This is a genomic window from Pectobacterium parmentieri (assembly GCF_001742145.1).
GTDB lineage: Bacteria > Pseudomonadota > Gammaproteobacteria > Enterobacterales > Enterobacteriaceae > Pectobacterium > Pectobacterium parmentieri.
This window is the reverse complement of sequence record NZ_CP015749.1, coordinates 2,231,473-2,257,740: the sequence shown is the minus strand read 5'-3', so window position 1 is coordinate 2,257,740 and position 26,268 is coordinate 2,231,473. Positions and strand designations below refer to the sequence as shown.

Annotated in this window: 23 protein-coding genes and 1 tRNA gene; 10 read left to right on the top strand and 14 right to left on the bottom strand. The window is 43.9% G+C overall.

Annotated elements, in window-relative coordinates:
- Nucleotides 1–132 precede the first annotated feature (132 nt).
- Both A8F97_RS10040 and mobQ read right to left on the bottom strand, forming a co-directional pair.
- Nucleotides 133–717, bottom strand: a complete 585-nt coding sequence (locus tag A8F97_RS10040) for a hypothetical protein (protein ID WP_033071289.1) — start codon at nucleotides 715–717, stop codon at nucleotides 133–135.
- Between the two features lie 173 nt (nucleotides 718–890).
- The gene (mobQ, locus tag A8F97_RS10035; protein ID WP_033071996.1) at nucleotides 891–2,291 is read right to left on the bottom strand and encodes a MobQ family relaxase; all 1,401 of its coding nucleotides are present in this window, start codon (nucleotides 2,289–2,291) and stop codon (nucleotides 891–893) included.
- Nucleotides 2,292–3,265: 974 nt separating this feature from the next.
- On the opposite strand from mobQ, the gene A8F97_RS10030 reads away from it, so the two are divergent.
- Together A8F97_RS10030 and A8F97_RS10025 are read left to right on the top strand one after the other, a co-directional pair.
- Complete coding sequence (locus tag A8F97_RS10030) at nucleotides 3,266–3,514, top strand: hypothetical protein (RefSeq protein WP_033071290.1); 249 nt, start codon at nucleotides 3,266–3,268, stop codon at nucleotides 3,512–3,514.
- A 2-nt stretch (nucleotides 3,515–3,516) separates the two neighbouring features.
- Nucleotides 3,517–3,801, top strand: coding sequence for a conjugal transfer protein TraD (locus A8F97_RS10025; RefSeq protein WP_033071291.1), 285 nt, complete (start codon nucleotides 3,517–3,519; stop codon nucleotides 3,799–3,801).
- 187 nt (nucleotides 3,802–3,988) lie between these two features.
- Here the strand turns inward: A8F97_RS10025 and A8F97_RS10020 are convergent, their stop codons facing one another.
- Both A8F97_RS10020 and A8F97_RS10015 read right to left on the bottom strand, forming a co-directional pair.
- Nucleotides 3,989–4,699 carry a DUF5710 domain-containing protein gene (locus tag A8F97_RS10020; protein WP_050512646.1) on the bottom strand — a complete coding sequence of 237 codons (711 nt, stop codon included), beginning with the start codon at nucleotides 4,697–4,699 and terminating at the stop codon, nucleotides 3,989–3,991.
- 138 nt (nucleotides 4,700–4,837) lie between these two features.
- Nucleotides 4,838–5,239: an H-NS family histone-like protein gene (locus tag A8F97_RS10015; protein WP_033071292.1), complete on the bottom strand. Its 402-nt coding sequence runs from the start codon at nucleotides 5,237–5,239 to the stop codon at nucleotides 4,838–4,840.
- Nucleotides 5,240–5,619: 380 nt separating this feature from the next.
- Between A8F97_RS10015 and A8F97_RS10010 the strand changes: the two genes are divergently transcribed.
- The 5 genes from A8F97_RS10010 to A8F97_RS09990 all read left to right on the top strand — a co-directional run bounded on the left by A8F97_RS10010 (nucleotide 5,620) and on the right by A8F97_RS09990 (nucleotide 10,186).
- On the top strand, nucleotides 5,620–5,976 hold the full coding sequence (locus tag A8F97_RS10010) for a hypothetical protein (protein ID WP_033071293.1): 357 nt from the start codon (nucleotides 5,620–5,622) through the stop codon (nucleotides 5,974–5,976).
- Nucleotides 5,977–6,035: 59 nt separating this feature from the next.
- The gene (locus tag A8F97_RS10005) at nucleotides 6,036–6,281 is read left to right on the top strand and encodes a hypothetical protein (protein ID WP_033071998.1); all 246 of its coding nucleotides are present in this window, start codon (nucleotides 6,036–6,038) and stop codon (nucleotides 6,279–6,281) included.
- 89 nt (nucleotides 6,282–6,370) lie between these two features.
- A complete protein-coding gene (gene pilV / locus A8F97_RS10000; protein ID WP_033071294.1) occupies nucleotides 6,371–7,960 on the top strand; it encodes a shufflon system plasmid conjugative transfer pilus tip adhesin PilV in 1,590 nt (529 codons plus the stop codon).
- A gap of 160 nt (nucleotides 7,961–8,120) precedes the next feature.
- Nucleotides 8,121–9,923, top strand: coding sequence for an S-type pyocin domain-containing protein (locus A8F97_RS09995; RefSeq protein WP_033071295.1), 1,803 nt, complete (start codon nucleotides 8,121–8,123; stop codon nucleotides 9,921–9,923).
- Complete coding sequence (locus tag A8F97_RS09990) at nucleotides 9,920–10,186, top strand: bacteriocin immunity protein (RefSeq protein WP_005969624.1); 267 nt, start codon at nucleotides 9,920–9,922, stop codon at nucleotides 10,184–10,186. The genes A8F97_RS09995 and A8F97_RS09990 overlap by 4 nt, the downstream gene beginning before the upstream one ends.
- 53 nt (nucleotides 10,187–10,239) lie before the next feature.
- Here A8F97_RS09990 and A8F97_RS09985 read toward each other — a convergent pair whose 3' ends face one another.
- On the bottom strand, nucleotides 10,240–10,641 hold the full coding sequence (locus tag A8F97_RS09985; RefSeq protein WP_005969621.1) for an H-NS family histone-like protein: 402 nt from the start codon (nucleotides 10,639–10,641) through the stop codon (nucleotides 10,240–10,242).
- A gap of 152 nt (nucleotides 10,642–10,793) precedes the next feature.
- On the opposite strand from A8F97_RS09985, the gene A8F97_RS09980 reads away from it, so the two are divergent.
- Complete coding sequence (locus A8F97_RS09980) at nucleotides 10,794–11,312, top strand: hypothetical protein (protein WP_127087901.1); 519 nt, start codon at nucleotides 10,794–10,796, stop codon at nucleotides 11,310–11,312.
- 12 nt (nucleotides 11,313–11,324) lie between these two features.
- Nucleotides 11,325–12,512 carry a hypothetical protein gene (locus A8F97_RS24495; protein ID WP_183042258.1) on the top strand — a complete coding sequence of 396 codons (1,188 nt, stop codon included), beginning with the start codon at nucleotides 11,325–11,327 and terminating at the stop codon, nucleotides 12,510–12,512.
- Between the two features lie 198 nt (nucleotides 12,513–12,710).
- Here the strand turns inward: A8F97_RS24495 and A8F97_RS24425 are convergent, their stop codons facing one another.
- Together A8F97_RS24425 and A8F97_RS09970 are read right to left on the bottom strand one after the other, a co-directional pair.
- Nucleotides 12,711–12,881: a hypothetical protein gene (locus tag A8F97_RS24425; RefSeq protein WP_162939883.1), complete on the bottom strand. Its 171-nt coding sequence runs from the start codon at nucleotides 12,879–12,881 to the stop codon at nucleotides 12,711–12,713.
- An 882-nt stretch (nucleotides 12,882–13,763) separates the two neighbouring features.
- A complete protein-coding gene (locus A8F97_RS09970; RefSeq protein WP_227001601.1) occupies nucleotides 13,764–14,075 on the bottom strand; it encodes an excalibur calcium-binding domain-containing protein in 312 nt (103 codons plus the stop codon).
- Nucleotides 14,076–14,747: 672 nt separating this feature from the next.
- Here A8F97_RS09970 and A8F97_RS09965 point away from each other — a divergent pair.
- Entirely contained in the window at nucleotides 14,748–15,155 is a 408-nt protein-coding gene (locus tag A8F97_RS09965) for a GNAT family N-acetyltransferase (protein WP_033071299.1), read from the top strand.
- Nucleotides 15,156–15,229: 74 nt separating this feature from the next.
- Here the strand turns inward: A8F97_RS09965 and A8F97_RS09960 are convergent, their stop codons facing one another.
- From A8F97_RS09960 to A8F97_RS09930, 7 genes are all read right to left on the bottom strand, one after another.
- On the bottom strand, nucleotides 15,230–16,507 hold the full coding sequence (locus tag A8F97_RS09960; RefSeq protein ID WP_033071300.1) for a tyrosine-type recombinase/integrase: 1,278 nt from the start codon (nucleotides 16,505–16,507) through the stop codon (nucleotides 15,230–15,232).
- 179 nt (nucleotides 16,508–16,686) lie between these two features.
- Nucleotides 16,687–16,762 (bottom strand) — tRNA-Asn (locus A8F97_RS09955).
- A 148-nt stretch (nucleotides 16,763–16,910) separates the two neighbouring features.
- On the bottom strand, nucleotides 16,911–18,167 hold the full coding sequence (locus tag A8F97_RS09950) for an MFS transporter (protein ID WP_014699429.1): 1,257 nt from the start codon (nucleotides 18,165–18,167) through the stop codon (nucleotides 16,911–16,913).
- 128 nt (nucleotides 18,168–18,295) lie between these two features.
- On the bottom strand, nucleotides 18,296–21,427 hold the full coding sequence (locus tag A8F97_RS09945) for a beta-galactosidase (RefSeq protein WP_033071301.1): 3,132 nt from the start codon (nucleotides 21,425–21,427) through the stop codon (nucleotides 18,296–18,298).
- A 295-nt stretch (nucleotides 21,428–21,722) separates the two neighbouring features.
- Nucleotides 21,723–22,799, bottom strand: coding sequence for a LacI family DNA-binding transcriptional regulator (locus tag A8F97_RS09940; RefSeq protein ID WP_033071302.1), 1,077 nt, complete (start codon nucleotides 22,797–22,799; stop codon nucleotides 21,723–21,725).
- 181 nt (nucleotides 22,800–22,980) lie between these two features.
- Nucleotides 22,981–24,039 (bottom strand): ferric ABC transporter ATP-binding protein, encoded by a 1,059-nt coding sequence (fbpC, locus tag A8F97_RS09935; RefSeq protein WP_033071303.1) that lies wholly within the window; start codon nucleotides 24,037–24,039, stop codon nucleotides 22,981–22,983.
- Nucleotides 24,040–24,044: 5 nt separating this feature from the next.
- Nucleotides 24,045–26,123, bottom strand: a complete 2,079-nt coding sequence (locus A8F97_RS09930) for an ABC transporter permease (RefSeq protein WP_025918871.1) — start codon at nucleotides 26,121–26,123, stop codon at nucleotides 24,045–24,047.
- Between the last annotated feature and the right edge of the window lie 145 nt (nucleotides 26,124–26,268).

Sequence of the window (26,268 nt, the reverse complement as noted above, 5' to 3'; positions counted from 1 at the left end):
GTCTTTATCTTAGGTAGGTGTTTTTGTATTTTATATTATGTGAATCGCGTAGTTATCTTAATTTTATTTTTATAAAAGTTGTGACGCATGTGAACATTATATTCTTAATATGCGTCACGATTAACTATGATATTATTTATTTTTAAGGAGGCTGTTTGCTCTCCATTCTTTCAGCTCATTAATAATTATTCCCACATTTTCCTTATCCATTAAGATTCTCACTTTGGTTGTATAACCAATTTTTCGGTTATAGGCTAGGTAAGGTTCATTATTTTTTACGGAAGGATTCATGAATAAGTAGAAATCTGTTTTTCCGGTTTTTATATCTGGATCGTTATCTGGAAGACTATTCTGAACTTGAGTGATAGTTTTTATCCTCTGCTCATAAGGCTCATTGGCCCAGCTTTCGAATATTGTTAACTTCTGGATAGTTTTATCATAATCTTCAACAGTAACCATTGGAAATCCGACTAGGAAACTTCCGGTATCAATCAAATATCTTACATATCTATCTTTTCGATCTATCGTAACATTATAACTCATTGGTGAGGTATATTGCACAGTGTTATCCATTTTATAAACTAGGGCGCTTGCAGAGCTTCGATATACATCGAAACCTTCTAGCCGTAGTTTTATGTTTTCAACGATAACGCATCCTGATAGAGATATCAGTGATAGCAATAGTATCCCATATTGGAAAGCTCTTTTTATATTCATTGATAATTCCTTTTTATATGTAGTATGTTTTACAAATTAAGAGTTGAAAAAACCATTATTATCATATTATTTACAATTTCAAGTGATATTTATACGTGGTTGTACAATACTTTTCACAGTGCTGTGATTTTTAAATGGTATATAGGATGGCTCCTATTATTTATTAAAAATGATTATTTATACTTGATGCGATCTTTATACATCCTCAATTTAGGCGCTGGCTTTTCCCTGTCTGGGTTGAGTGTTGGTATGTAGTCAAGATCGCTATCAGACTGTGCTGGTTTAACCGGACGGCTTGGAAAGCGTCTGATCTCATCAGGAGTTGGACTATAAGTGTCACTGTTTAACCTTGCTCGTCTCTCATGCTCAGTGCGTGATACATAGATACCCTGCACCTCATCAAACACATAGTGTTCGGCAATACGCTTATCATGTTTCGCATCCACGGAAACAGGTGCAGGCTTCTTCTTAGCCCAGATAAACCTTTCTTTTATGTATCCTACTACCAGTAAGGTAAAGCGTTTAAAAATATTTTCCTTCTGTGGCTTATCCTGCTTCCTCTTACTTTTAACAGGAGCGCGTTTAATCGCTCTGGTAGTTGAGGAGGGAGAGGTTTTCAATTTAGTGCGTGTATGAGGTGCAGGGGCAACCAGAACAGGTTTTTGACCTTCTGATGATGACGACTGTGAACCCGTTTCAGTCAGGATAATTTCTACTGGCTCTGGCAGATGTGAAACGGTGAAACTGTTGAGGTCTACCACTATCTGTAGATCTAAATCTTTAAAGACACCATATGTGGCTATAGCTTCCTGTTTCATTTCATCACGAACAGCCTGTTCAGCAGCACGTTGTTTTTGCGCTGTTTGACTGTTCCATTTAGCACGGGGAATACGTTGCATAGCCGGGCGGCTGGTTAAGGCTGCTTTAGAAATCCACCATGCTTTTTCTTCAACGTCTAATGTTATAGTGGCATTCTCAAGCGCTTCATCATGCTGGATCTCAATTGAACGGTGGTCAATACGCTCATTACTGCCAGCAGCGGCAAGATAGTGATTGGTAATTACTGACCATGACTCACGCCATTTGATCACATTACTCTTATCATTCCAGCTTCTGTCTTTTTTACCAAAACCTTCAGCGGTGATCGGTTTTAATGTCAACATCACATGTGCATGAGGGTTTTGACTATCAAGGTCATGGAAAGCGATATCAGCAATCATGCCTTTATCCACAAAGTTCTTCTGACAGTATTCGACTACTAATTTTATCTTGTCGTCATTACTAAGTTCACACGGAATAGCAACATCAAAATAACGGGCTGTTTGACCATCCTTCTGACGCTCAACCCTTTCAACTTCATTCCATAGTGCTGTTGAGCTTTCAGTAATATAAGAGAGTGCGGAAGCAGGGGCTAATATCTGATGATGGAATAAATCAGAACGGTGGCTGAAATCGTAGGTATTGCCAGTGCGGTCATCTGTTATTCTTGATCTACTATGGTAAGCAGCCTTCCTACAGGAAGACATGCCTTCTGAGCGTTTCACAATTTTAAACTCCAGATGAAATATTGCCATATAATAAATAACCTTAAATATAATAAAAACTATCAAATAAACATTAACGCTCACCATGCTGGTTTTAGTTTTTCGTAAGAAAAACTCCGGGGTTGATGTTGAACTTGGTTTTGCTTTTAGCCTGCGGCAGGCAACCGTCGGTAGACCCCACACACTCGAAGAGTGTATAAGTGGGCATTGTTTTCTTAAAAAAAGAAACAATGTAAAAGTCCCTCTCATTAATTAATACGAAATATATTAATGCCTGTAAAACAAAACGCCGAATTAAGCGGCGCAATCTGGATAAAAGGACGAAGTATTCCGCGATATTACCCCGATGGGTTTTAAAAATGCGTCCGAAGGACAAAAGGAGTGTTAATTTATCCCGCCGTAAGGCGGGAAAGCTCTAAAACAAGAAAATAGGCAAGTTATAGGTGGTTTTCCTTGTTGCACAATTCACAGGTTAACTATGGAAATTAGGATTAAAATTTAACATGTGAAATGAAAAACACTAACGAGAAAAATTAAGTAACGTGGTGAGTATTAAGCAAAATAGTTAGTGATTACTATCGCATAGTGTTGCTTGATTTAATTTTACACCATCATATTTTCCATTCTTTTCAACTGGTCAGACTGCCATATCTGCTCTGCTAGTGTGAATGTTATGGGGTAGTTAATCGCTCACAAATAATCTATTAACCAATTTAACCGTACATATGTGAGCGGCTAAGTTAAATTGTATGTAACGGCTAATAATAAAACTTGCCAACATGTAGGATTTAAGTTAAATAAAGTTAAACGTGAAAAAGGAGAGTGATATGAAGCTCGGTGAGTTGGATGAGACAACATTAATTTTGATGGGTATTAATGCTGTTATGTGGGGTATCAACATCGGTTTAATGAGTTTATTTTTTATAAAATAAAATGAGTTTCCTGTATTGATAATTATCCAAAATATGGTAAAGGATAATATACAACAAATACAAGGAGGTGTAATGTATAAAAATAATGATGAAGCCATTGATTGGGAAGCGAAAAAACTGCTTGATGAAGGTGTTTATACCGATACAGAACAAGCCTATTTAGAGGCAGAAAAAATAGTAGTTAACATAAGGGAACAAGCAAAGCAGCGCCAGATTAAACAACAGTTCAAGATGAAAATAAAATCAATCAAGAAAAAACTGAATAATGATGACTATGCGAATATCCCTTACAATAAAAATAGAAAAAATTGGGATAATTAAATATGACAACAAAAACGATAAAACAACAACTTGCAGCAGCACAGGAACGATTATATTTCTTGGAAGCTAAAAAGAAACAGCAAACGAAAAAAGAAAACACGCGCCAGAAAATTATTTTCGGTGCAGAGGTTGCCAAAGTCTTAGGATGTGATATTGGTTATGTAGATAAGGAATTGGTCTTTGGGATTCTGCTTGATATCCCGAATCTTCATGAAAACGATATCGAATCTTACAGAGCACAAGGCCAAACTTATATTGAAAATGTCTTAAATAAATCCAAACAGTAGTTTTCCTTTTCACGTCCGAACGGTGAGCCGACCTAAAACTTGTTTTTAGGTCGGTGAGCTGTTGAGCAAGCCCCAGAGGGCGCGATAGCTGGTAAGGGGCAATGCGTGACAGAATATGGCTATCGTCTCTGAGCGAGAAGTAGATATTGTGAAAATTAACTAGCAATATTTTCACAGAGTCTACCAGCTAAATTACGTGTGTCATATCTTCATAAAAGTCGCATGTTGTAAAACAGGTTCCACCTTTTAAAAATACAGGCTCATCTATTTTGTGTAATTTGATCTTTGAAGCCTCTTTTTGGGTAGAAGGTAGAAATGCTCCTCCGGGTTCACTGAAAATCATAAAGTCGCCCTGCAACCTTGAACAATGTGGACAATGATTAGCATAATAGCTATAACCTGCCATTTTACTGTTTCCGGGACGCCAGTTCGTTGTAAAGTGCCTAATATAACCTAATGCACGGGGAGTCACGTCAGTAATATTGGCGACTCCAGAAAAGCAAGGGCTGGTAGACCACGAATAACAAGTACCATCACTTTTGCCGCGAAAGAGATAGTTGTCATAATAGCTCCATTCGCTGGAGTCCTCAATCGCTTCATCATCTGGATCAAGGTAATCAATGGTCAGATATTTATGACCTCGTGGAAGGCAGAAAGCAAACAGGCTGATTAACTCCCCACATTTCCAGCATAGACGCTCATTCTCACCAATGAAGTAATATTCATTGAATAAGTGATATTTCTTATTATCTGTAAGTTCAGGTATCCATGGGATGAATTGCAGGCTTGATTTTCCCGTTGGCACATACCATTTTTTTAGTTCTGGATCCCATCGGGCACCTTTCTGCTTTGCATCATCCTTCTCGCTAAAGGGGACATTTAGTATCAAACGACTCATATTTATGACCTCCTAATCTTTGATCTAATTCCCTTCGACTAACATAACACTGTGTTAGCAAAGTCTACGTCTGGCACTGAACTGCCTGTCCGATCAAATAACTCCTCATTGTATCGAATACAACAAGGAGTTATTTTATCAGATCTCAAAATCTTCCAGAGTCTTACCATTCCCTAGCGCAGCAGCAATGGCTTTAGGAGTACGACCCTGACCTGTCCATAACTTTTCATTGCCGTTTTCATCGGTATATTTGTATTTAGCTGGACGAGGAGCGCGTTTAGATTTTGCCGACTTGGTGACAGAAAAAGAGCCAAGTAGTTCAGCCGGATCGATACCATCTTCTAACAGTTTGGCACGAAGGGCTTCAATTTTTGCCAGACGCTCTGACTGTTCTTGTTGGGTTTTAGCTTCTTCTTCGCGGCGCTCTTCAACAATAATGGTGAGTTTTTCCAGCATTTCTTCCAATGTCGCCAGATCGGTTTCTCGTGCCTGAGCACGCAGGGTACGAATGTTATTTAATACTTTGAGAGCTTCACTCATGGTTATTTATCCTGATGGTTGAAAATCGGATTTAGGATACAGGATATTCGTTAATAAAACGAGAGTTAAGTGTTATATCAAAGAACAGTGATTATAGCGTGTCTGACTGTTATATTAGAAATTAATTGAAATAAATATCAATAATATATTTTAATATGAATTAAATTTGAAATTAACAATGCATTAATTGCATTATAAATATAAATCCGAAACAGGCAGCATCATAGACCTCGTGTTATCGTGTATTTTACTTACGATGCTATAGTTATAAATACATATTTCATAACACTGGCGGGGTGGACAGGTTTCGACCACCATGCTCTCCGATAAGAGCAGAGCTATTTTAAATGAGGGTTGATAATTTATAAAAAGGAGTTGGCATGTATTACTCAATAAGAAAAAGCAGAGCGAGCAATCTACATATCATTTCGTTTAAAAAATCTTTTTTTAAACGAATAGAAAATGAAGATGGTTGGGTTGTCAGGGTTTTTATTCATGTCTTATTACATAAGATAAGAGAATTTAAGCCAAATGCTGTATTGGATTTGGATTCTGAAAGTAAAATTAACGATATAATAAATAAAAATGGTGACTATATTTCTAATGATCATGTTTTCACTGTTATCAGTGAGTCTTTTATCGATGGGCTTACGCATTCAACCATCAAAGATTTCGAGGTGATTTTTACTGCTATCAGTACATTTTTTATGAAAGTTCTGGCGAGTGATGTGAAATAAAACAGACGCACAGGATTTTGTGTTTTTTAGCAATCAATAAGATGTCAATGAAAATGGTTATGAAAAAGAAAAAATCAAAGAAAAATCCACTTGAGGATACAGCGGTATTAAGTCGAATTGCCAAGAAAGCATCACAGAAAGCGATTAAGGAGGTGTTCAGGGCTGGAATGGCTATCCATTATATTTCAGACGGAAAGTTGGTAAAAGTGTATCCTGATGGAAGAAAGGAGTGTGTTAAAGAACTGAATATGGAATCTATTTCCCTCGCGTCAGCCGTTCGTCAGTTAGCCGGACTTATTGAATAAGTTATCTATGAGTAAGAGTCAATGATATCTTGACCACTTTTTTATTTTTGCTAATTAAATAGTACGTGAAAATAAAAAGGACGATGAAAATGATTAAACATAAAAAAGGGTTTTCCTTATTGGAAATAACGCTGGTGTTAGGTGTTGGCGTAGCGATAGCTTTCATGAAGTTTCAGGACATGAAAAGCAATCAAGAAAACATCATGGCGAATACCGTAGGCGCTCAAATGAAACAGATGGGGGAGGCGGTAAACCGTTATATCAGTATCCGTTATGACAAACTTTCAACGCTCTCATCCAGTAGCAGCCAAAGCAGCGATCCGGGACCACGAAACTGTACGGCTAACGGTTGTGAAATCACTTATCAGACGTTGGTGAATGAAGGGCTGTTACCTGCGGGTTATACTGGCGTCAACATGCAAAAATCCTCTTATAAGATACTGTTGAAACGCGCTGGGACGACACCTAACTACGTTATTAACGGACTGGTTATTACAACACTGCCGTGGTCTGAAGGAAACCGTATTCGCTATGACTTGTTAGGCCGTGCTATGCAAGCCTCTGGTATCGATAGTGGCATGACGCAATCTGCTACTGTTGCATCGGGTACGGGTGGTCAATGGACTGAGAACCAAAATAGCTATAGTGGCATCAATGCAGCAGGATTGCTGGCCTATCGTGTTGGATACGACAGTGCGATGTATTCGGTTTACCTACGCCGTGATGGAACATTGCCGATGACAGGGGATCTGAATATGGGCGGCCAGAGTATCGACAATGTAAAAGACATTACCGCATCTGGAACGATCAAAAGCCAGCGATTATCCTCATCCGGTATTGTGGAAGGAACGCATCTCAACGCGACTGAAATTGTGCAGAGCAAAAATGGAACGTTCAGTAATAATCTTAAGGTTCAAAATCAATTAACTGTTGATGGTTATTCGACGTTTAACAATATCGTGAAAGTTAATCAATGGCTGGAAAGCGAACAAGGTGTCAGATCTCGTGGTGCACTCATTGTTGGTAAAGAAAACGAGAGAAGATTATGGTTAGGCTGTGGCACATTTTCCAGTTGTTCTTCTGATAACGCGATACCATTAAGAATCGAAGATGAATCAGGAAAAAATAATTTCATCTCAATTACCGGAACAACATCATCACCTTCATCAATGAAATTAGATGTTGTAGGAAGCCAAAGAATAAAAGGAGATCTAACACTATTGCCTTCGCGCGATAGTTTAGCCAAAGGCGACATTGTGGCATCAGGGAATATCGTTTCATCAGGTATTGTTTCAGGGCAATATTTACAGGTTAAATCGACTGCTGTGGCGGGAGCAAGTTGTTCACCTGATGGGCTAATTAGCAAGGACGATAAAGGCGCTACACTTTCTTGTCAATCTGGCATATGGGGGACAAATAGCGGTGGTTTAATTACGGTTGATGGGGGAACATGTCCTGCCGGGGTTGAGCCTGTTTTATATTATGCCTCGATCGCCGTATTTTGGAACGGACAAGTACGAACCAATCCGTATGGTGATGAGAAACTTTGGGTCCCTCAATACAATATCAATGAAATGGGTTCACATTGTACGACCCACGGCGGGGGCGAAAAAGGTGAAAAGGAAAGTTGCCGTCCGATACCAAAATATATCAATATAACAAAAGTGAAATGTGGGTGATTTGAAACAGGATATTTAAAATAATGTTCTTATATAAGTAAAATTATCATGACGCATCGCTGTTTCCTTATCTGTTAACGGTTCCGGTATTGAATCTCCCATAAAAAGTGCCCAGAATTCCGTCCTCAAGAGGAAAAGTTTATTGTCAAAGGAGAATGACATGCCGGGTGCTGCCCGTCTTAACGATATCGGAAGTGGTCATGACTGCTTCCCTGAAACCCCGATAATCGAAGGCAGTTCTGATGTAATTATTAATGGTCAGCCTGCCGCCCGACAAGGTGATGCTGTTCTGCTTCATGGTTGTCCCTGTCCCAATGCACCACATGGTGTTCATTCCCGAAAAATCGCCGAAGGTTCATCCACCGTTATTATTAACGGCAAAAATGCTGCGCGTATTGGAGATGGTATCAATTGCGGCGGTGTCATTGTCTCCGGCAGTGGCAACGTTATTATTGGTGATACACCCCATCGTTCTCCCGTTCAGGACTGCGCTAAACAGGCAGCATTAACCCGTGCGCCATTGCTGGCATTAACACCAATGCTGACGGTTCCCCCTGTTTACGCGAAATCTTGTTTGCTTGCTGACGGTTGTACGAAGGCTGGAACAGAAGAAGAGCCAGTTAAAAATTTCGGGGACATGGTGCTGTTTGCCCAGTCTGAGCAAGATGATTGCTGTGGTTATGGTCATCATGACGAAAGCCATGAGGTCGTTCAACATGCGCAGGTGGCTAAGAAGAAAGAAAAGAAAACGGTCGCTACTGCACCATCATCTACTAAAGCCCCTGAGCTAGAGCCTTGGTATAAAACGTTGTTTGATTTGTTGGTTGCGACGGATGATAAAACGCATTCTCCGCTACCGACGTCTAAATCGGTTGTTCATCCCGTCGCCGTGGAGAAACAGGAAGAGCCTACTGTTGCCAATGCAGGTGTCGGTTTACTGACGGCTACAGGGGTCATGACACAAGTCTGGGGAGAATGGTCGCTGGGTGGTGTGCTGAGCGCAGCTAGGGGCGTGCCGTATATTGGTGCATTAGCCTCAGCACTCTATATTCCTTCTGCTGGGGCAGGCAGTGATAAGGTTCCGGGACGAGATGAACACTGGTTAGAGGATGAGTTACGGCGTAAAGGCTGGGCAGGGGAAACGGCAACGACGCGCGTCCGGTTTTTCTGGCGTCCCGATATTCATGGCAAGATGCAGGTGTATGGTGTTCATACGGGCGAGGGAACGCCCTATGAAGGTGTACGTGTTGCTAATATGGTATGGGATGCGAAGGTTCAGGGTTATACTTTCACCCCCGCGCCCGGAGTGGATGGGCCAACCATAACGTGGACCCCGGAAAAACCTGAAGGAGCAGAGCCTGTTACACATACAGGTAGCCCGGTAAACCCGATTGACCAACCCACTATACTCATTTATCCGATCCCGGGTGATGAAATAGAAACCTCCACGCCCCCGTTTCCCGTGCCGGATGAGCAGGATTTTAATGACTGGATATTAGTTTTTCCGGCTGACTCTGGTGTAAAACCAGTTTATGTTTATCTGCAATCAGCGCGGAATAAACCCGGAGCTGTAACAGGAAAAGGTGAGGTATTGAGTGGTGAAGGTAAATGGTTGGAAGCCGCCAGTTCAGGATTAGGTGCGCCAGTGCCTGCACAGGTAGCGGATAAACTGAGAGGCCAAAAATTTGAACGTTTTGATGATTTCAGGGAGGCGTTTTGGCTGGCTGTGGCAGAATGTCCTGAGTTAATTGAGCAGTTTTCTCCTGCTAATAAAGCACTGATTAAAAAAGGTCGTTCGCCCTACGCAGTGCCAAAAGAACAGTATGGAGGAAGGAAAGTATTTGAAATTCACCATAAAATACGCATAGTTGATGGTGGTAGCGTTTACGATATTGATAACCTATCTATTGCCACACCTAAAAGGCATGTCGCTATCCATTCCAAATCCAAGGAGAATTCATGACAATACTAAAACTCACTATCAATGATTATACTGAAAAGGATTTTCTTCAATTTGTTAGAGACATTGTTGAAGCTAATTCTTCTTCCGAGGATGAACATTATAAATGGGTCAGCCATTTTGAAAAACTAGTTGGGCATCCAGATGGTAATGGCATTATTTACTATCCAGAAGATGATAATGATGGGACTCCAGAAGGGATCGTTAAATTTGTAAAACGATGGAGGCAATCTCAAAATCTTCCATTATTCAAAGACTCGAAGTGATTTTTTTTCGCATCTGCAACCCATAGCAAAGGGTTGCAGATTGATCTAAATAATCAGATCTCAAACTCTTCCAGTTTTTTACCGCTCTCAATAGCAGCAGCAATCGCTTTAGGTGTACGTCCCTGACCTGTCCATAACTTTTCATTGCCGTTTTCATCGACATATTTATATTTGGCCGGGCGAGGCTCACGTTTGGATTTTGCTGACTTGGTTGCAGAAGCAGAACCAAGCAATTCAGATGGATCAATGCCATCTTCAAGAAGTTGAGCACGAAGGGCTTCAATTTTGGCCTGACGTTCAGCATTTTGTTGCTGTGCGCTGGCTTCTTCTTCACGGCGATCTTCTACAATCACAGTGAGCTTTTCCAGCATTTCTTCCAATGTTGCCAGATCGGTTTCACGCGCCTGAGCACGCAGCGTCCGAATATTGTTTAATACTTTTAGTGCTTCACTCATGATTTATTATCCTGATGGTTATTTATCGGATTAATCATAAAAGGTGTGAGTTAAATTAGCAACATTAAAAAATAAAATAACACCGAAGATACTTGTCAACATAAAATAAATTGATTATCTCCTGAGTATACGTAAAAATTTCAGGAGGAATTATGTCATTCAGTAAAACAAGGTGGCTATGCTTATTTTTAGCCAGTGGGTTTACATCACAAGCACTATCAGTCGATAGTATTTTTAAGGCTCCGGTAGGTAGTATCTATTCATTGGAATACAACCCAACATACACTGGTGCTAATGTTTTAAAGTTAACGCTAAGCCATGTGCCAGATAAGTCCTGTGCGGCATTGGCGACCCAATTAGCAGGCCAATATTTTGAAGTGCTGGTCAATAATCAATATGTACCATTAACGCCGCCTGCTTCTGGAACCACATGGAACAGAAACACTATCGTGACGGATAAAACAGCAGTGTTATGTAAATCAGGCAAAGATAACACCATTGTAGTCAATCATTTTGTTTATCCAAAAACCTACGCCCTTTATCAATCAGGTGGGGATATCGTTCATTCCTCCGGTGGTTCTGCTGAAAAAGAAAAACTCGTTAATGTCAGTTATGACATTTATCGACAAACCATGCAGACCAGAGAAAACCATCAGTTATCGATTAAATAATAAGGTGTAAAAATGAAAAATAAAAAAGGATATTCAGTATTAGAAATTGTTTTAGTGTTTGGGATTGCTACTGGTATTGCCTACACCGCATTGAGCTTTTACCGCAATGAAAAACACGATGCGGCGGTAAGAGAAACCGTTCAACAGATCCGTACCATATTCGACACAGCAGATGCGTATCTGATGAGTGCCAAACCGGATGGAAGTGTTCAGGAAACCTATCCTATCTCTATGCAGATCCTAAAAAATACATTGGCTTTTCCGTTGAACCTTGGGGAACTGCGAGAAGGCTCAGAGGCAGAAGTCGCGGCAAGTACGGCAATATCAACCTCTGCATCCAAATCTGCCAGTACGTCAGCCTCACTGTCTACCAGTAAATCAGCGTCAACATTGGCATCGGTGAGCGTCAGTAAGTCGATATCGTCGTCTATATCGAATTCGGTATCAGCTTCTCAATCGGCCTCAGTGTCAGCAAGTTTAAGCACTTCAACCAGTGCATCATTATCGGCCTTAACATCAGCATCAAATTCTGTAAGCGTAAGCCTGTCAATCAGTGCTTCAACAAGTCATAGTATCAGTGCCAGCCAATCAGCATCGATCTCTACGTCTAAATCTGCCTCAACATCGGCAAGTTTGAGTGCTTCGAGTAGTGCCAGTCTATCGGCCTCTGTTTCGGCGTCAACAAGTGCCAGTGTTTCATCGAGTGTCAGTGCATCGATTTCAGCCGGAGCAGCGACAAAGAAAACAGTTATAACGCAATCTGATATGGAATGGTTCCTGATTTCTTATACATGGATTGCAGGGGCAGCGTTGGATAATGAATATGCAGGAGAATCCATCGCTCAATTGATAGAGCAATATCATTTTAAGAATACAGGGATTATCGGAGGCTTTCTTATTGGAGGCAACGTGATTAGTCAGCAGCCATTAAAATATTATAATAGTTCTTATAACTCAAAAGTAAGCCTTCCTGTTTTGCTCTCAACGTCTGATGCGGATGATGCCGATTTAATGAGGATGTTGTTTATTATGGCCTTTGGGTATTATCAGGGGCATTATACGTTCGTATCCAAACCTTCCAGTTTAGAACAGGCAATAACTAACATATTAAACATGACTCGTTCTCAGGGGACTATACGATGGTATAATACTGGGAATGTAACAACAGAAGCGGTCATGGCGAAATTTATTTATAAATAAATTCATTTATATTATTTGAAAAGTAAAAATAATATATTATTTAATATATGTCGTTCAAAGATATTCATGTCAATGACGTGTCCGATTGCCCCATACATGGGGCTATGTCTTCTACCCAATGGGTAGTGCCTCACAGGGGCAGATAAAAGGGCTTAACAGCCCTTTTGTCGTTACTGAAAACCATATGGATGGATAATGTTAATTTGCAGCTTCTTTTTGATAGGTCAGATGTAATGTATTTAGTTTTTCCCACAGAACAAAAGACAAGATTTCTTTTGCTTTGGGGTCATTCAGTTCAACAATGGCGTAAATTAATGCCCGACACTGATCGATGATTTCTTCCAGTTCTAGCGGTGTGTTATCGAACATGATAAGCATCCGTTGCTGGATATGGCAAAAAAGCAGTAGCCAGATGCAGATTTTCAGGAAGGGAATAGGTAAACTGACAGACAGCCATAGCGTTAGTCCTTCTAACGTTGAGGTTAGCCCTTGTCTGGTATTGCTGTACCTTTCAGGGGCGATTATTTCATAAATAGCTTTTCGTTAAGGTGTGTACCTGCTTGGCTGCAATGTAAGGCTAGGATTGCTGCTAGTCAATTGTTAAACGCGATACAAGGAAATCTACGGCTGGTAAGCCCCTTAACTTTCAAATTCATATAACCCCAGCTCTATGTGGGTAGTTAGATAAGTGGCTGCGAATGTAGGTATGAGTAATGTCTTATGTCGAGTTCCCAAATGGAGTTTTTCTGAGTTGAGTTGCAGAATATTTATTCTTTATCAAGTCAGGTTAATAACCCTGTGCTTAATTTTAGCGATAGAGATAACATTGAAAAATACAGCGTGTTAAAGCCAGTTGTGACTTATATCTCTTCATTGAAATATATTTCGCATAGCCAACTAAAAAACTGGGCTATAGGTCAGTATGGGCTTAGTTGGGTTTATGACCAGAACGATCCGATTTGGTGATGACATTTTTTCATGAAAAAAACTTGATGATTTTTATTGGTTATATTTGACAATAAAAAACAATGTATTATTTAATATATGTCTTTCGAGATATTCACTTTAACAAAGTGTCTGATTGCCCCATGCATGGGGAGTGTTTATAGTTCTATAGACTGGTTTGTTTGCCCTATACATGGGGCTATGTGTTCTAACCAATGGGTAGTGCCTCACAGAGGCAGAGGAAAGGGCTTAGCAGCCCTTTTTTATTGATTATAAAGATTTAGGTGAGTTGGTCCTATTACTCTCTTAATATCTTCTTTTTTTACCAAAACGAGTGTCATTTTCACAGGGATCTCCATCATTATCTCCATCCATTTTTGTATTAGGACAATTCTGGATGAAAAAAATAGCCTCTTCTTTAGATCGCATCTGCGTGCAGTATTGTCTTCCATCGCAAACAAATTCTTCAGATGTGCGTTTTTTGCTATTATTATAGTTTTTATTAGTGCTCCAGTTTTCAACATCATCTGTGGGATTATTGGCACCAGAGTATTTTGCTTGAACTGTGAATGAATATAAAGCAAGAAGTGATATAACTAATGAAATTCTTACCATCATTTATCCTCTTATAAAAGTTCAGCCCTCAAAAGAGACGTAATGCGTGAAGGCGGCATAGGTAGGTATCTGAAATCATATAAATGATAATAAATATCATTATCAAGTGCAACGAAAATTATCACTCTCATCTTATTCATATAGGCCGATGTTCACAGGTCTTCTAATCTTGTCTAAAAAATTTAGAATGATGCCAAAAAAATGCTATCTGATGCGGATTTTTTGAGGATGTATTAGTAAACTAAAAACTGGTGTAGTTTCAGTGCTAATTGAATAGCTAGATGAGATTTCTGCTAAAGTTAAAATCAATCTTGGCGGCTGAGTTATGGTTCTTAATAAGAGCTAAAAAAAACGTGATTTTAAGAGTAACCAACTGAAAAATATAAGTAATATTTTAGGTGAATGAAAATGACTATAAGCAAAACAGGCTACCCCGAAGGTAAAAAACTCCGTGCTGTATGGGATTGTTGCCATGACCTTTATGAAAACCTTGGTGGAATTCCACCAACTAGGAAACAGTTTTATGAAGAGATAGAACGACGTGAACCTGAGCGTAAGGGCATAAGTACTCATAGTCGCCAATGGGGAGAATGGATGAGGCATCATGGGTTTAGATAACTTAAAACATGATAACTGATTATATTGTTTTACTCTTTTTTAGATAAGGACAGTGAAATGAAAATAATTAACAATCCACCTGAAGTGGTTTTACAGAAAATTCAAAAAATTCTAACCAAGGAAAATGAAGACACTAAACCTAGCGTTGGCATTGTAGATTTAGGCGGGAGTGACGGATGTTTGCACTACGTTGCTTTAGACGATGACGAAGAGCCTATTGGCGCTGCAACATTACAGTTTGAAAGTGAACTATACAAACTTTACGTTGTTCCTCTTCATCGAAAAAATAAAGTAGCAGAAGGTTTAGTAAAGCACGTAATGGAAATCGTTAAACAAAAAGGTGAATCAGAACTCTTCATCGAAACAACAGAACAGGCAATACCTTTTTGGAATAAGTTAATAAACAACAATAATTTTAAGGTAAGAATTATTCCTAATAGACAGAAATTTTATATACTGTTGTAGTGAAATATTTTGCATTTATGAAGGTGCTTCTGGTGGTCAGTGTATTCATTGATTTAACCATCAGAAGCCTATAATTATTTTATCGAAATAAACTCAAACGGCCTAACCATACCGTTGCTGTTCGCATCCAGAAAATCGGCCCACCATTGCAACATCAAGCGGCGTTGTTCAAGATGTTTGGCCTTATGAGTATAGGCGGCGCGAACGTTGTTCTTTTCCATGTGGCTCATTTGAAGCTCAACCACATCTTCAGGCCAGATCCCCGATTCAATTAAGGCACTACACGCCAGCGTTCGGAAACCATGACCACACAAATCGGTTTTGGTGTCATAGCCCATTTTGCGCAGTGCCTTGTTGATGGTGTTTTCGCTCATAGGTTTCATCGCATCATAACAGCCAGTCAGGATAAAGCCGTCATCACCGTTAACGTCATAGGTGAGGTCTTTTAACTCTTCTAAAATTGCCAGTGCTTGATCGCATAGAGGAACATAATGTTTTCTACGCATTTTGGCACCTCGACCTGAATGCTTTATCCCTTCAATGGCTTCACGTTGTTCAGGAATAACCCACAAGGCGCTTTTGAAGTCGATCTCTGACCAACGGGCAAAACGGAGTTCACTGGAACGCACAAAAATTAGCAGATTGAGTTTTATCGCCAATTGGGTAAGCCTGCTACGACCTTTATAGGCTTCAATGCGTTCCAATAGGGTAGGTATCTCTTCCAGTTCGATAGCGGGACGGTGTTCCGTTTGCGGCTTCTGAACAGCACCTTCCAAATCGTAGGCCGGATTGAAACGGATCATTTTTTGCTGGACGGCATAACGCATGATGGCGGTTGCGTACTGCTTCACCCTCATGGCAATTTCAAGATAACCCAGCTTCTCTATCTTTTTGATGGGAAACAGCAGATCGCCTGTATCCAGTTCAGCAATATCTCTTTCACCAATATCAGGGAACAGGTAAGTTTCCAGCCGGGTCCATACCGAACGCTGATAATCTTCCGACCATGTGGTTTTGGTGGCAAACCAGCTTTTGGCAACGGTTTTGAAAGCGCGGGTATTGTTACGCTTCTCTTGAACGATTTTGTTATCAGCCTGCTTTTTGGCGCTTGGGTCAATACCAGCGGCTAACAGCTTTTTCGCCTCATCTCGCCGTTGTCTGGCATCAGCCAGAGATACGGCAGGATAGACGCCGATGGAAAACACCTTCTGTTTCCCTTCAAAGCGATAGCCTAACTGCCAGTATTTGGAACCGTTGGGATGTACCAGCAGGTAGAGGCCGAACCCGTCAGTGAGCTTCACCGCCTTTTCTGACGGCTTGGCATTTTTTACTTTAGTATCAGTAAGTGACATGACGGCTCCCTCCGATTGCTGGTAAAAACGAAATCGAACCAGCTTTACCAGTATTTTTACCAGCAAAAGGGTATGGCTTCGAGTGTTTTTTGGTGAACGAGGGCGAACCTGAATAAGGGGATAACCAATTGATTAAAAGCAAAAAAGCAGACGTCAGTGAACGTCTGCTTTCTTTAAATTGGCTCCTCTGACTGGACTCGAACCAGTGACATACGGATTAACAGTCCGCCGTTCTACCGACTGAACTACAGAGGAATCGTGTGAACGGGGCGCATAATAACGGCGTGAGCTGCGCATGTCAAAGGCGTAAACCACAAAAATGCACTGTTCGGTGAGAGAATGTGCAATCTGCCGATATTTTTGGCAAATATCGGCATTTCAGCGTATTTCTCTATCGTCAGGGCTATCTTATTGGTGCTTTCTGTCTATCTGACAAGACATATAGCGGCCCTTTTCCTGACAGTGTGAATAAGGATATCACTGTAAAAGAGAGGGCTATACCGCCTAAAATCAGGTAAGTGCCATGAAAACCTATGCTGTCATACATATTGCCAGCAAAGATGGACATGAAAATAATGGATATTTGTTTGAAGAAACAGAAGCACACCAGATAAATCGTCGCGGAAAAGCGGACTTCAAAGATAGTAGTAATATATTTGAAGCAACCGACGATCAGGAAGGGGACTTCGAACATGTGTAGCGTTTTTAGTACAATCACTTCCAGTACAGAATCGGCAAAAGCAGAGCCAATAATTCGTACAGACATAATCGTCCCAGCGATGAGGAGCGCGTTTTTACCGCCGATGCGGTTCACAATCAGCGGAGCGAAGAACATGATGGTGGCATTAAGTAATTCACCCAGCGTAGTGACATAGCCAAATACTCTTGTTCCTTCCTGTCGGGTCTCGAAAAACGAGGTGAAGAAGTTGGCAAACTGCTGATCGAACACATCATAAGTACAAGAAACGCCGACGACATAGAGGGTCAGAAACCAGATTTTGCGTTCTTTTAGCAGTTCGAATGCCATTTTCAGGTTAAATGGTTTCTGGTTAGAGCCTAGCTGGTCGGCAACGAGAGCGCTGGAGGAGGTCTCTGGTTTTGCCAGCAGTAATAGGGCTGCGAGGATGACTGCACAACCTGAGCCAAGCCAGAAAACAAACTGGTTATTGATGGTGAACATGATACCGACAATAGACGCGCAGAGCGCCCAACCGAGGCAACCGAATAGGCGCGCACGGCCAAATTCAAACTGGCTACGGCGACTGACTTTTTCGATGTAGGCCTCAATGGCCGGTGCGCCTCCATTGTTGATAAACCCTAGATAAATCCCACCGATGATAGAACCTAAAACGATATTGTATTTTAACAATGGGCCAAAAACATAAATAAAGAACGGAGCAAAAAATACCAGCATTATGGTGATAATCCATAACAGGTGTTTTCTCAGACCTAATTTATCGGACAGCAAGCCAAATATAGGTTGGAATAGTAAGGCGAAAAAAGAGATACAGGCAAAAATGATCCCTGTGTCACTTTTACTTATTTGATTAATGTCGTGAAGCCAAATAGGGAAGAAGGGAAAGTAAGCCCCCATGATGAAGAAATAGAAAAAGAAAAACAGGCCGAATATCCAAAAATTTTTATTATGTAGGTAGTACATGTTGTTTTCTCCGATATGCATAATATCCGCAACATTTATTTTGACGGCGGATATATACGTGCTGGATTCAACTAGAATGGAAAGAGATAGTGCAACCGTGCCCTTTCGTTATTTTTAATACTATTTTATTAATACGGTTGGTGATGTTTGATAGCGACACGATAGTGATAATGCGTTGCTGTGAGCAAATCATCCCAATGAACGCTGGGGCTCCAGGAATCATCGCCACCGATTCCCATGTGGAAGCCATCCAGATTGAGCCAAACGCCTTTTTCCTTTTTTAGTAAATGGTGGTGGGTGCATGCCATCAGTTGTGTTAGTCCGTAGCGACTTAGCCCGAAATGGAAGTTTCCGGTGATAACCCATTTTCCATATGTCAGCGTACGCGTGTTGCAGCGTAATCCGTTCTCCGATGGGAAAATGTAGGGCGTGTGAAGATCATCTAGTGGCAGGCTCCAATGCCCGTGTTGTGCGGCGAGCTGCCGGTCTGGGTAATTTTCATGTGGCCCAAGCCCGACCCAACTGACTTGAGGCGTGATGTCAGCCAATTGGCAGCTCAAGCCCACTCTGGCCAGTGACGGCAATACAGTTGCAGCATCAACGTCGACATCAACGGTCATCACACCATGTGCATCAATCTGCCAGCATTTTTTACTCCGTAACAGGATCTGCCCGGCATGGCAGAATACATGTTCGGTGACAATGTGTACGGCATCGGCGAGTTGGTCAGCCTGAATGGCAACGCACTGCGCCTGCAATTGATAAAGCCCGGCCGATTTCCAGCGCTCGGCCCAGGCGTGGGGATCGATGCGATCGACTTCACTGATACCGATGTCATTATCCAGCGGTGCCCGAACAAACTGATCCTGTAAGGGGGCTAGCAGCGTAGGAATATCTGTTGTCCACCACTGTTCTAGCCAACCGCTTTGGCGGTTAAAACGCCAGCGCTGTTCGCCCTGAACGATTTCAATGTATGTCTCGGATGCTTGTAGAACTGGTGGTTTTTTCTGCCCAGAACATGATACTTCGGGTAGATGAAGCGGTGTAGGGAGTTGCCACTGATCCCAGGCACAGCGATGGTTTGCTTCTGACCAGGCAGTTTTTTTGGGCTGTACGACTTCAACATTGAGCCACAACTCCCCTGCGCGATCGGCTATGGGAAGTGCTTCCAACAGCGTCAGGATCTGAGTGGACTGAGGGGCAAGCGCCAACGGTAGCGAACCTTGCGCAAGCGTGCCACCGTGCAGAGTAATGCTCCAGTTCAACAGCTCGTTGTCCGTATGGCGAAACAGATATTCGCTGGTGACGTGTAACTCACACGGGGATTCAGCCTGCCAGGCGAATTGAATATGCTGCTGTGCCCGTTGAGCTTCATATAAGCTAGGGTGGGGAGTGCGATCGGGAAAAAGAAGGCCATCCAGACAGAACTGGCGATCGTTAGGCATGTCGCCAAAATCTCCACCGTATGCCCAGTAGGCATTGCCTTGTTCATCGTGGCGGGTCAGCGATTGATCAACCCAATCCCAGATGAATCCGCCCTGTAACCGAGGGTACTGACGGAATGCTCTCCAGTAGCGGGCGAATCCCCCCAAGCTGTTGCCCATCGCGTGAGCGTATTCACAGAGGATGAGTGGCCGATGCTCATCCGGCATACTGACCCATTTTGTGATCGACCACTTAGGCACGCTGGGGAAGGGCTGGTCTTCATCAACACGGGCGTACATAGGGCAAACAATATCGGTCGCACGGCTATTCGCGCCGCCCCCTTCGTAATGCACGGGGCGAGTCGGATCGTGGCGTTTGATCCATTGGTAAAGTGCATCATGGTTTGCGCCATAGCCGGATTCATTCCCCAATGACCAAATAATGATGGAAGGATGATTACGGTCGCGTTGCACCATCCGCGATACACGTTCACTGTAGGCTGGCAACCAGACGGGGTCATCCGACAGACGATTCATCGGCTGCATGCCGTGCGTCTCAATGTTTGCTTCATCTACCACATACAAACCGTAGCGATCGCATAGCCGATACCACAGCGGGTGGTTTGGGTAATGTGAACAGCGTACCGCGTTAAAATTATGCTGCTTCATTAGCATAACATCGAGCAGCATCGTGTCTTCGTCCATAACCTGTCCGTGCTGTGGATGATGCTCGTGACGGTTAACGCCACGGATCAGTAATGGCTTGCCATTTAGTAGCAGTAGGCCGCTGCGGATTTCAACTTTTCTGAAACCAACATCATAAGCTTCCGCTTCGATTAGCTCGCCTTCTACGGTTTCCAGTGCGATAACGGCGCGATACAGGTGTGGCAACTCGGCACTCCACAGCTCCGGCTGTGGCACATCAATACAGAGAGAAGCCTTGTCGTGGTAGGCACCGCGTTCATCGACAATATCGTAACCGAACGCCTGGTGTGCATTGCCGATGAGTTTATTACCACGCCAGAGTTGGGCGTGAATACGATGGTTTTTGACCTCAGATTCAAGGAGTGTTGCTCTCACCTGAATATCCAACGTACCGTGGCGGAAATCTGCACTGAGCGGGGTTGTCAGTTGGATATCGCTAAGGTGAACCGCTGGTTTATGTAGCAGCGTGACGTCGCGGAAAATACCGCTCATACGCCACATGTCCTGATCTTCCAGATAGCTTCCGTCAGACCAGCGTAGCACCATCACCGCCAATCGATTCTCTCTGGCGGTCAGATAAGGACCGATATCAAACTCCGCAGGCAGACGACTATCCTGTGAATATCCTACCCAGTGGCCGTTACACCAGAGGTAAAATGCGGAATTGACGCCATCAAAAATAATCCGGGTTTGTCCGCGGTTGAGCCAGTCATGATTGACTTTAAAAGTGAGCGAATAACAACCTGTAGGGTTATCTTTTGGAACATAAGGCGGGTTGACGGGGATCGGGTATTTTACGTTGGTGTAAATCGGCGTGTCATAGCCCTGTAGTTGCCAATTGGAAGGCACCGGAATGGGAGTAGAATCAGGCAAATCCTGCCGTAGCCAGCTTTCCGGTACGGCTTCGGGACGAGTAAAATAACTAAATTTCCATTCACCATTCATGCGACGAAGGCGCTGAGAAGGCTCATCTTGCTGTGCAGCAGTAATGCTACGCCAACTGCTGAATGGAGGATGAGCAGGGAGCCTCTGATAGTTTGTGCAAGCCGGATTTTCCCAATCACGCCTAGCAAGGATCTCTTGCAGCGTGACGTGCTGGCGTGTTGGGTTAGGTAAAACGGTGTCGCCCATGCTGGCTTTGCTCCTGAACGTTTATGAGTCTGTCATTGTGATTGGTTTTTTTAAATTGTTATTCGCTCACAATTTCTGTTTTCCATAACATATCGACTCTCCAAGGCGAGTAAAGCGGAATGTGATAATAAAGTGGAAGCGATCACAAGATCGTTTGTAAAACGAATCGGAATACATAGGATTTGGAAAGTGTTACGCAATAAAATAATGAGGTGTAATAAATAACTTATTGTTTATCATCTTATTTTGTTAGGGTTTGTCGTCGGTGGTGGAAATGGCATTATTGTGTAAAGGGTTACAGTCTTTGAAGTTGGCGTGTAATGTCCAACAGATTTTTTGTTAATTCTTGCAGGGAGGCATGGGTTGATGACTGTACGGTGGTGCTATGGCGCACGATCAGTTCGGTGGGTAACAGCAGTGACGACGCATGAGCAGGATCGTGCAGCGTGGCGAGCAAGCGGGTGACGCCTTCTTTGCCTAATAGCTTAAAATCCTGGCGAATAGTTGTCAGTGGCGGGGTGTAATAAGCACTGTCCTGAGTATCATCAAAGCCGATCACCGACATCTGCTCTGGCACACGCAGGCCATATTCGTTCAGCGCACGTAGAACGCCAAGCGCCATCTGATCGTTTGCCACAACAATGGCGGATACGCGCAGGGATTGTCCCAGTAAGGCTAGTGTCTGGTGATAACCGGCAGCGGCACTCCAGTCACCGTGTAGCACTGAGGCGGGGGACAACTGTTGTTTCTCTAACTCGGTTAACCAACCTTCATAACGTAGGCGGGCGGAAATCGAAGTCATTGGCCCAGTTAACAGAGCGATATGTTGGTGCCCAAACTGCACCAAATGGGAGATTGCCAAACGTGCACCGTGATCGGGATCGAACATAACATTGAGTATGTCGGTATGTGGATCGGCATCCATAAACAGCACGGGCGTATCAGCACAGGTTTGGCTAATGTGGGTTGCTTCATCCGCTGATAGCGGAACATTCACGATGACGCCGCTGACTCGCTGAGAAAGTAGGTCGTTAACCGCATTATTGCAGGTGTTGACATCTGGGTTGTTCAACATGGACATCACGATGTTGATCCCCAACTGGCTGGCGGTACTCTTAATCGCGGCGGCAATTTGTGAAGGGGCGTGCAGTGAAAGATCGGTGGTTACCAGCCCCAGCGTGGTGATGGTTTTCCCTGCTAGCTGCTGTGCGACACGGTTAGGTGTGTAATTCAGCGCAGCCATCGCCTGTTCCACTTTACTGCGAGTACGAGATGAAACATGAGGCGCTTGATTCAGCACGCGGGAAACTGTCTGATAAGAAACCCCTGCGTACTCGGCGACATCGTGTAATGTTATGGGTTTCTGTTTCATAGCGACTATTCCGTGCGTGAAAGGGCATTATCATAGCAAATCGTGCGGGGAATCCGTAATCGATGTGTGTACTCTGACGCAATGAAACAGGTCAAAATGAAAGTGTGTCAGAGCCGAAGTATGTCAAAAGTAAAACCGGGAACTGACGCTCCCGGTAGTGTGGTGGATGGTTATCCGATGTTTACTGTTCGGACAATACAAACATGCCATAAGGGTGAATTTGCAGATAGTAACTGTCGCCCGGATTCGGTTGAAGCTGAGTAGCGTTAACCTGCAACAGCATCGATTGACCGTGCCAGTCTACCTGCACTTCATACTGTGGCCCCATGTAGGCGACCTGTGTAATGGTGCAGCGCTGGCTTTCTTCACCTTGATGGCTGAGCGTAATTGCTTCCGGGCGGACGCCGACGGTCGATTCGTTCAATCCTGCTGCAAATCCCTGTGGGCGTGGGATGAGGTAGCCGTAAATATTCACACTGTCTGCCGTGAAGGTAGCAGGGAAGATGTTGGCATCTCCCATAAAGCTGGCCATGAAGCGTGAAGCTGGCTGGCGGTAGAGCTCCTGCGGCGCACCCAACTGCATGATTTTGCCTTTGTTCATCACCAGAACCATGTCGGACACCGCAAAGGCTTCGCTCTGATCGTGTGTGACGTACAGCGAAGTGATGTTGAACTGCTGCTGAAGCTCACGTATTTTTTCACGCATACTACGGCGTAGGTTGGCATCCAGGTTACTCAGTGGCTCATCGAACAGCAGGACTTTAGGTTTGAGGATCAGTGCGCGCGCCAGAGCGACACGCTGTTGCTGTCCACCGGAGATCTGATCGACGTAGCGATCTTCAAACCCTTCCAGATCGACCAGCGCCAGCGCTTCTTTCACGCGCTGATTGATTTCAGTCTTCGGTCGACCGAGCATTTTCAGCCCATAGCCGATGTTTTCGCCCAGCGACATGTGCGGGAAGAGGGCGTAAGACTGGAACACCATGCAGATATCACGTTGTTGAATCGAGCGCTCGGTGACGTCTTCGCCGTCGATGAAAATCTGACCTTCTGTCGGTTTTTCCAATCCGGCAACCGCTCGGAGTACCGTGGTTTTTCCGCAGCCTGATGGCCCTAGCAGCGTGACCATTTTTCCCTGTGGGATCGCCAGATTCAAATCATCAATGACGGTGTTATTGCCGAAACGTTTAGTGATGTGCTTCAGTTCGACAAAGCTTTTTTCAGTATTCAAGGTAATCACTCCGCTTAGTCACTATTCTTGGCTTTCGTGCGGGAAACCCGCGCTTCACCGACCAGATAATCGAACAGGAAAATAATGGCCAGCATGACCACAATCAGGATGGAACCGTAGGCAATTGCCATGCCGTATTCGCCGTCTTCCACGCGGTTAAGAATGTAAGACGTAGCGACACGGGTGTCTGGCGTAACCAGGAATATAATGGCGCTGACGGTAGTAATGGCACGCACGAAGCTGTAAATCAGTGCGGACAGAATGGCCGGGCGCAGCAGCGGGAGCAGAATATAAAACACCGTGCGCATCGAACCCGCTCTCAGGCTGAGCGATGCCTCGTCCAGTGATTTATCCAACTGCCCCAGCCCGGCGATACCGGCGCGAATACCGACCGGTACGTTACGCATGACCATCGACATGATGACGATCACCGCCGTTCCCGTTAAGTAAACCGGCGCGCTGTTAAAGGCCAGAATGTAAGACACACCGGCAACGGTGCCTGGCACGGCAAAGCACAGCATAGTGGTGAACTCGATAGCCTTCTTGCCGTAGAACTGCTGGCGCACCACGATGTAGGCGATAAGCAGCCCGAACAGTGCTGTAATCGGTGCGGCGATGCCCGCGAACAGCAGTGTATCCAGCAGGGAAGGCCAGGCGCCGTCGTTAAAGCCTTGCCCGAACAGCTTGCTGAAGTTTGCCAGCGTCAGGGTGTAATCCACGCCCCAGTTAACGGTAAAACTGCCGTAGAAAATGCTGCCATACAGCAGGACGTTAAAGGCAATCCAGACATAAAGCAGGATGCTGACGATCCATACCAGCGAGACGGGCAGCGGCTGCACATCACCCCGAGAGGATTTGCCGGAAATCGTGACGTAGGAGCGTTTACCGATCCACAGATATTGCACGCAGAATACGGCCAGTGAGAACAGCAGCAGGACAACGCCGAGCGTACTGGCTGACTGGTAATCCAACTGTGCACCCGTGATGTAGAAGTAAATCTGGGTCGCGAGTACGTCGAAGTTACCGCCTAACACCAGCGGGTTACTGAAATCAGCCAGCGACTGGACGATCACGATCAGGAACGAGTTAGCCAGTGCCGGTTTCAGTAGAGGCAGGAAAACCCGCTGAAAGGTTTGATAGCGGTTAGCACGCAGCGTGTAAGATGCTTCTTCCAGCGACGGATGAATCGTCTTCATCGCGCCTTCGAGAATCATAAACGACATCGGTGTGAAGGCGAGCACCTGCGCCAGCCAGATGCCGGTGAATCCGTACAGCCAGTTAGTGTTCGTCAGGCCAAACCAGGCCACCATCAGCTCGGTGATATAACCTGAGCGACCCATCATTAGTGTCACACCTAACCCGACGACAAACGGTGGCGTTACGATAGGCAGAATGGAGAAAATACGGCCGATAATCGCGGAACGTCGGGCAATGCGCGAGGTATAAATCGCCAGCACCATACCGAAGAAGGTACAGCCGATCCCAACAGCAACCGATAGCAGGAATGAATTCCAGATCACTCGTAAAATGTGGGCCTGACTTAGAATTTGCATAAACGACAGCGGCGCAAATTCACCACTGTCATTGGTGAACATCGGGATGAAAATGGCGATGCTGGGGTAAAGAATAAAGACGCTAATCAGTGCAATGATGCTGATGAGCGAGCCGATAACGAAGCGATCGCCACCCAGCCAGTCAAGCCGCGAGAGCGCCAGCGTAATAATTGCACTCAGCGCCACAAACAGCCCAATGGAGCCATAGCCCATTCCGCGGCCTTCAATGGTTGCACTGATGACCACGAAGAGGATGCAGAACAACGCATAAGCTGCATCAAAACGGTGGCGACCACGCTGTTCCCGGCTGGGTGTATGCAGTGGACGCGCCAGTAATCCTAACGGGAGCAGAAACCAAAGCAGGCTGATATTCAGGTTCGACCAACTGTAGGCCGCCAGCAGTTCATCGTGTGAGGCATCGAGCAGGCCATAATCCAGACTCCACGCTGGCAGCAGCAAAAATGTCGCAGCAATCAGCGCCAGCCACAGGAAAACGGGATCCCGTTTAGGTGTCGGTGAGAGAGTTAGTGTGTGTGACATAAGGTTCCCTGGTGCTTTATAGAATTGTTTTATGAGATTGAATCGTCACAGGTATTGGTTGGTGAATCATATTGAGTAAGGGTCAATCAGCGATGTTGAGAACACGGCGTTAAGCGAAACGCGATATCGCCGTGTTCTCGTTCTT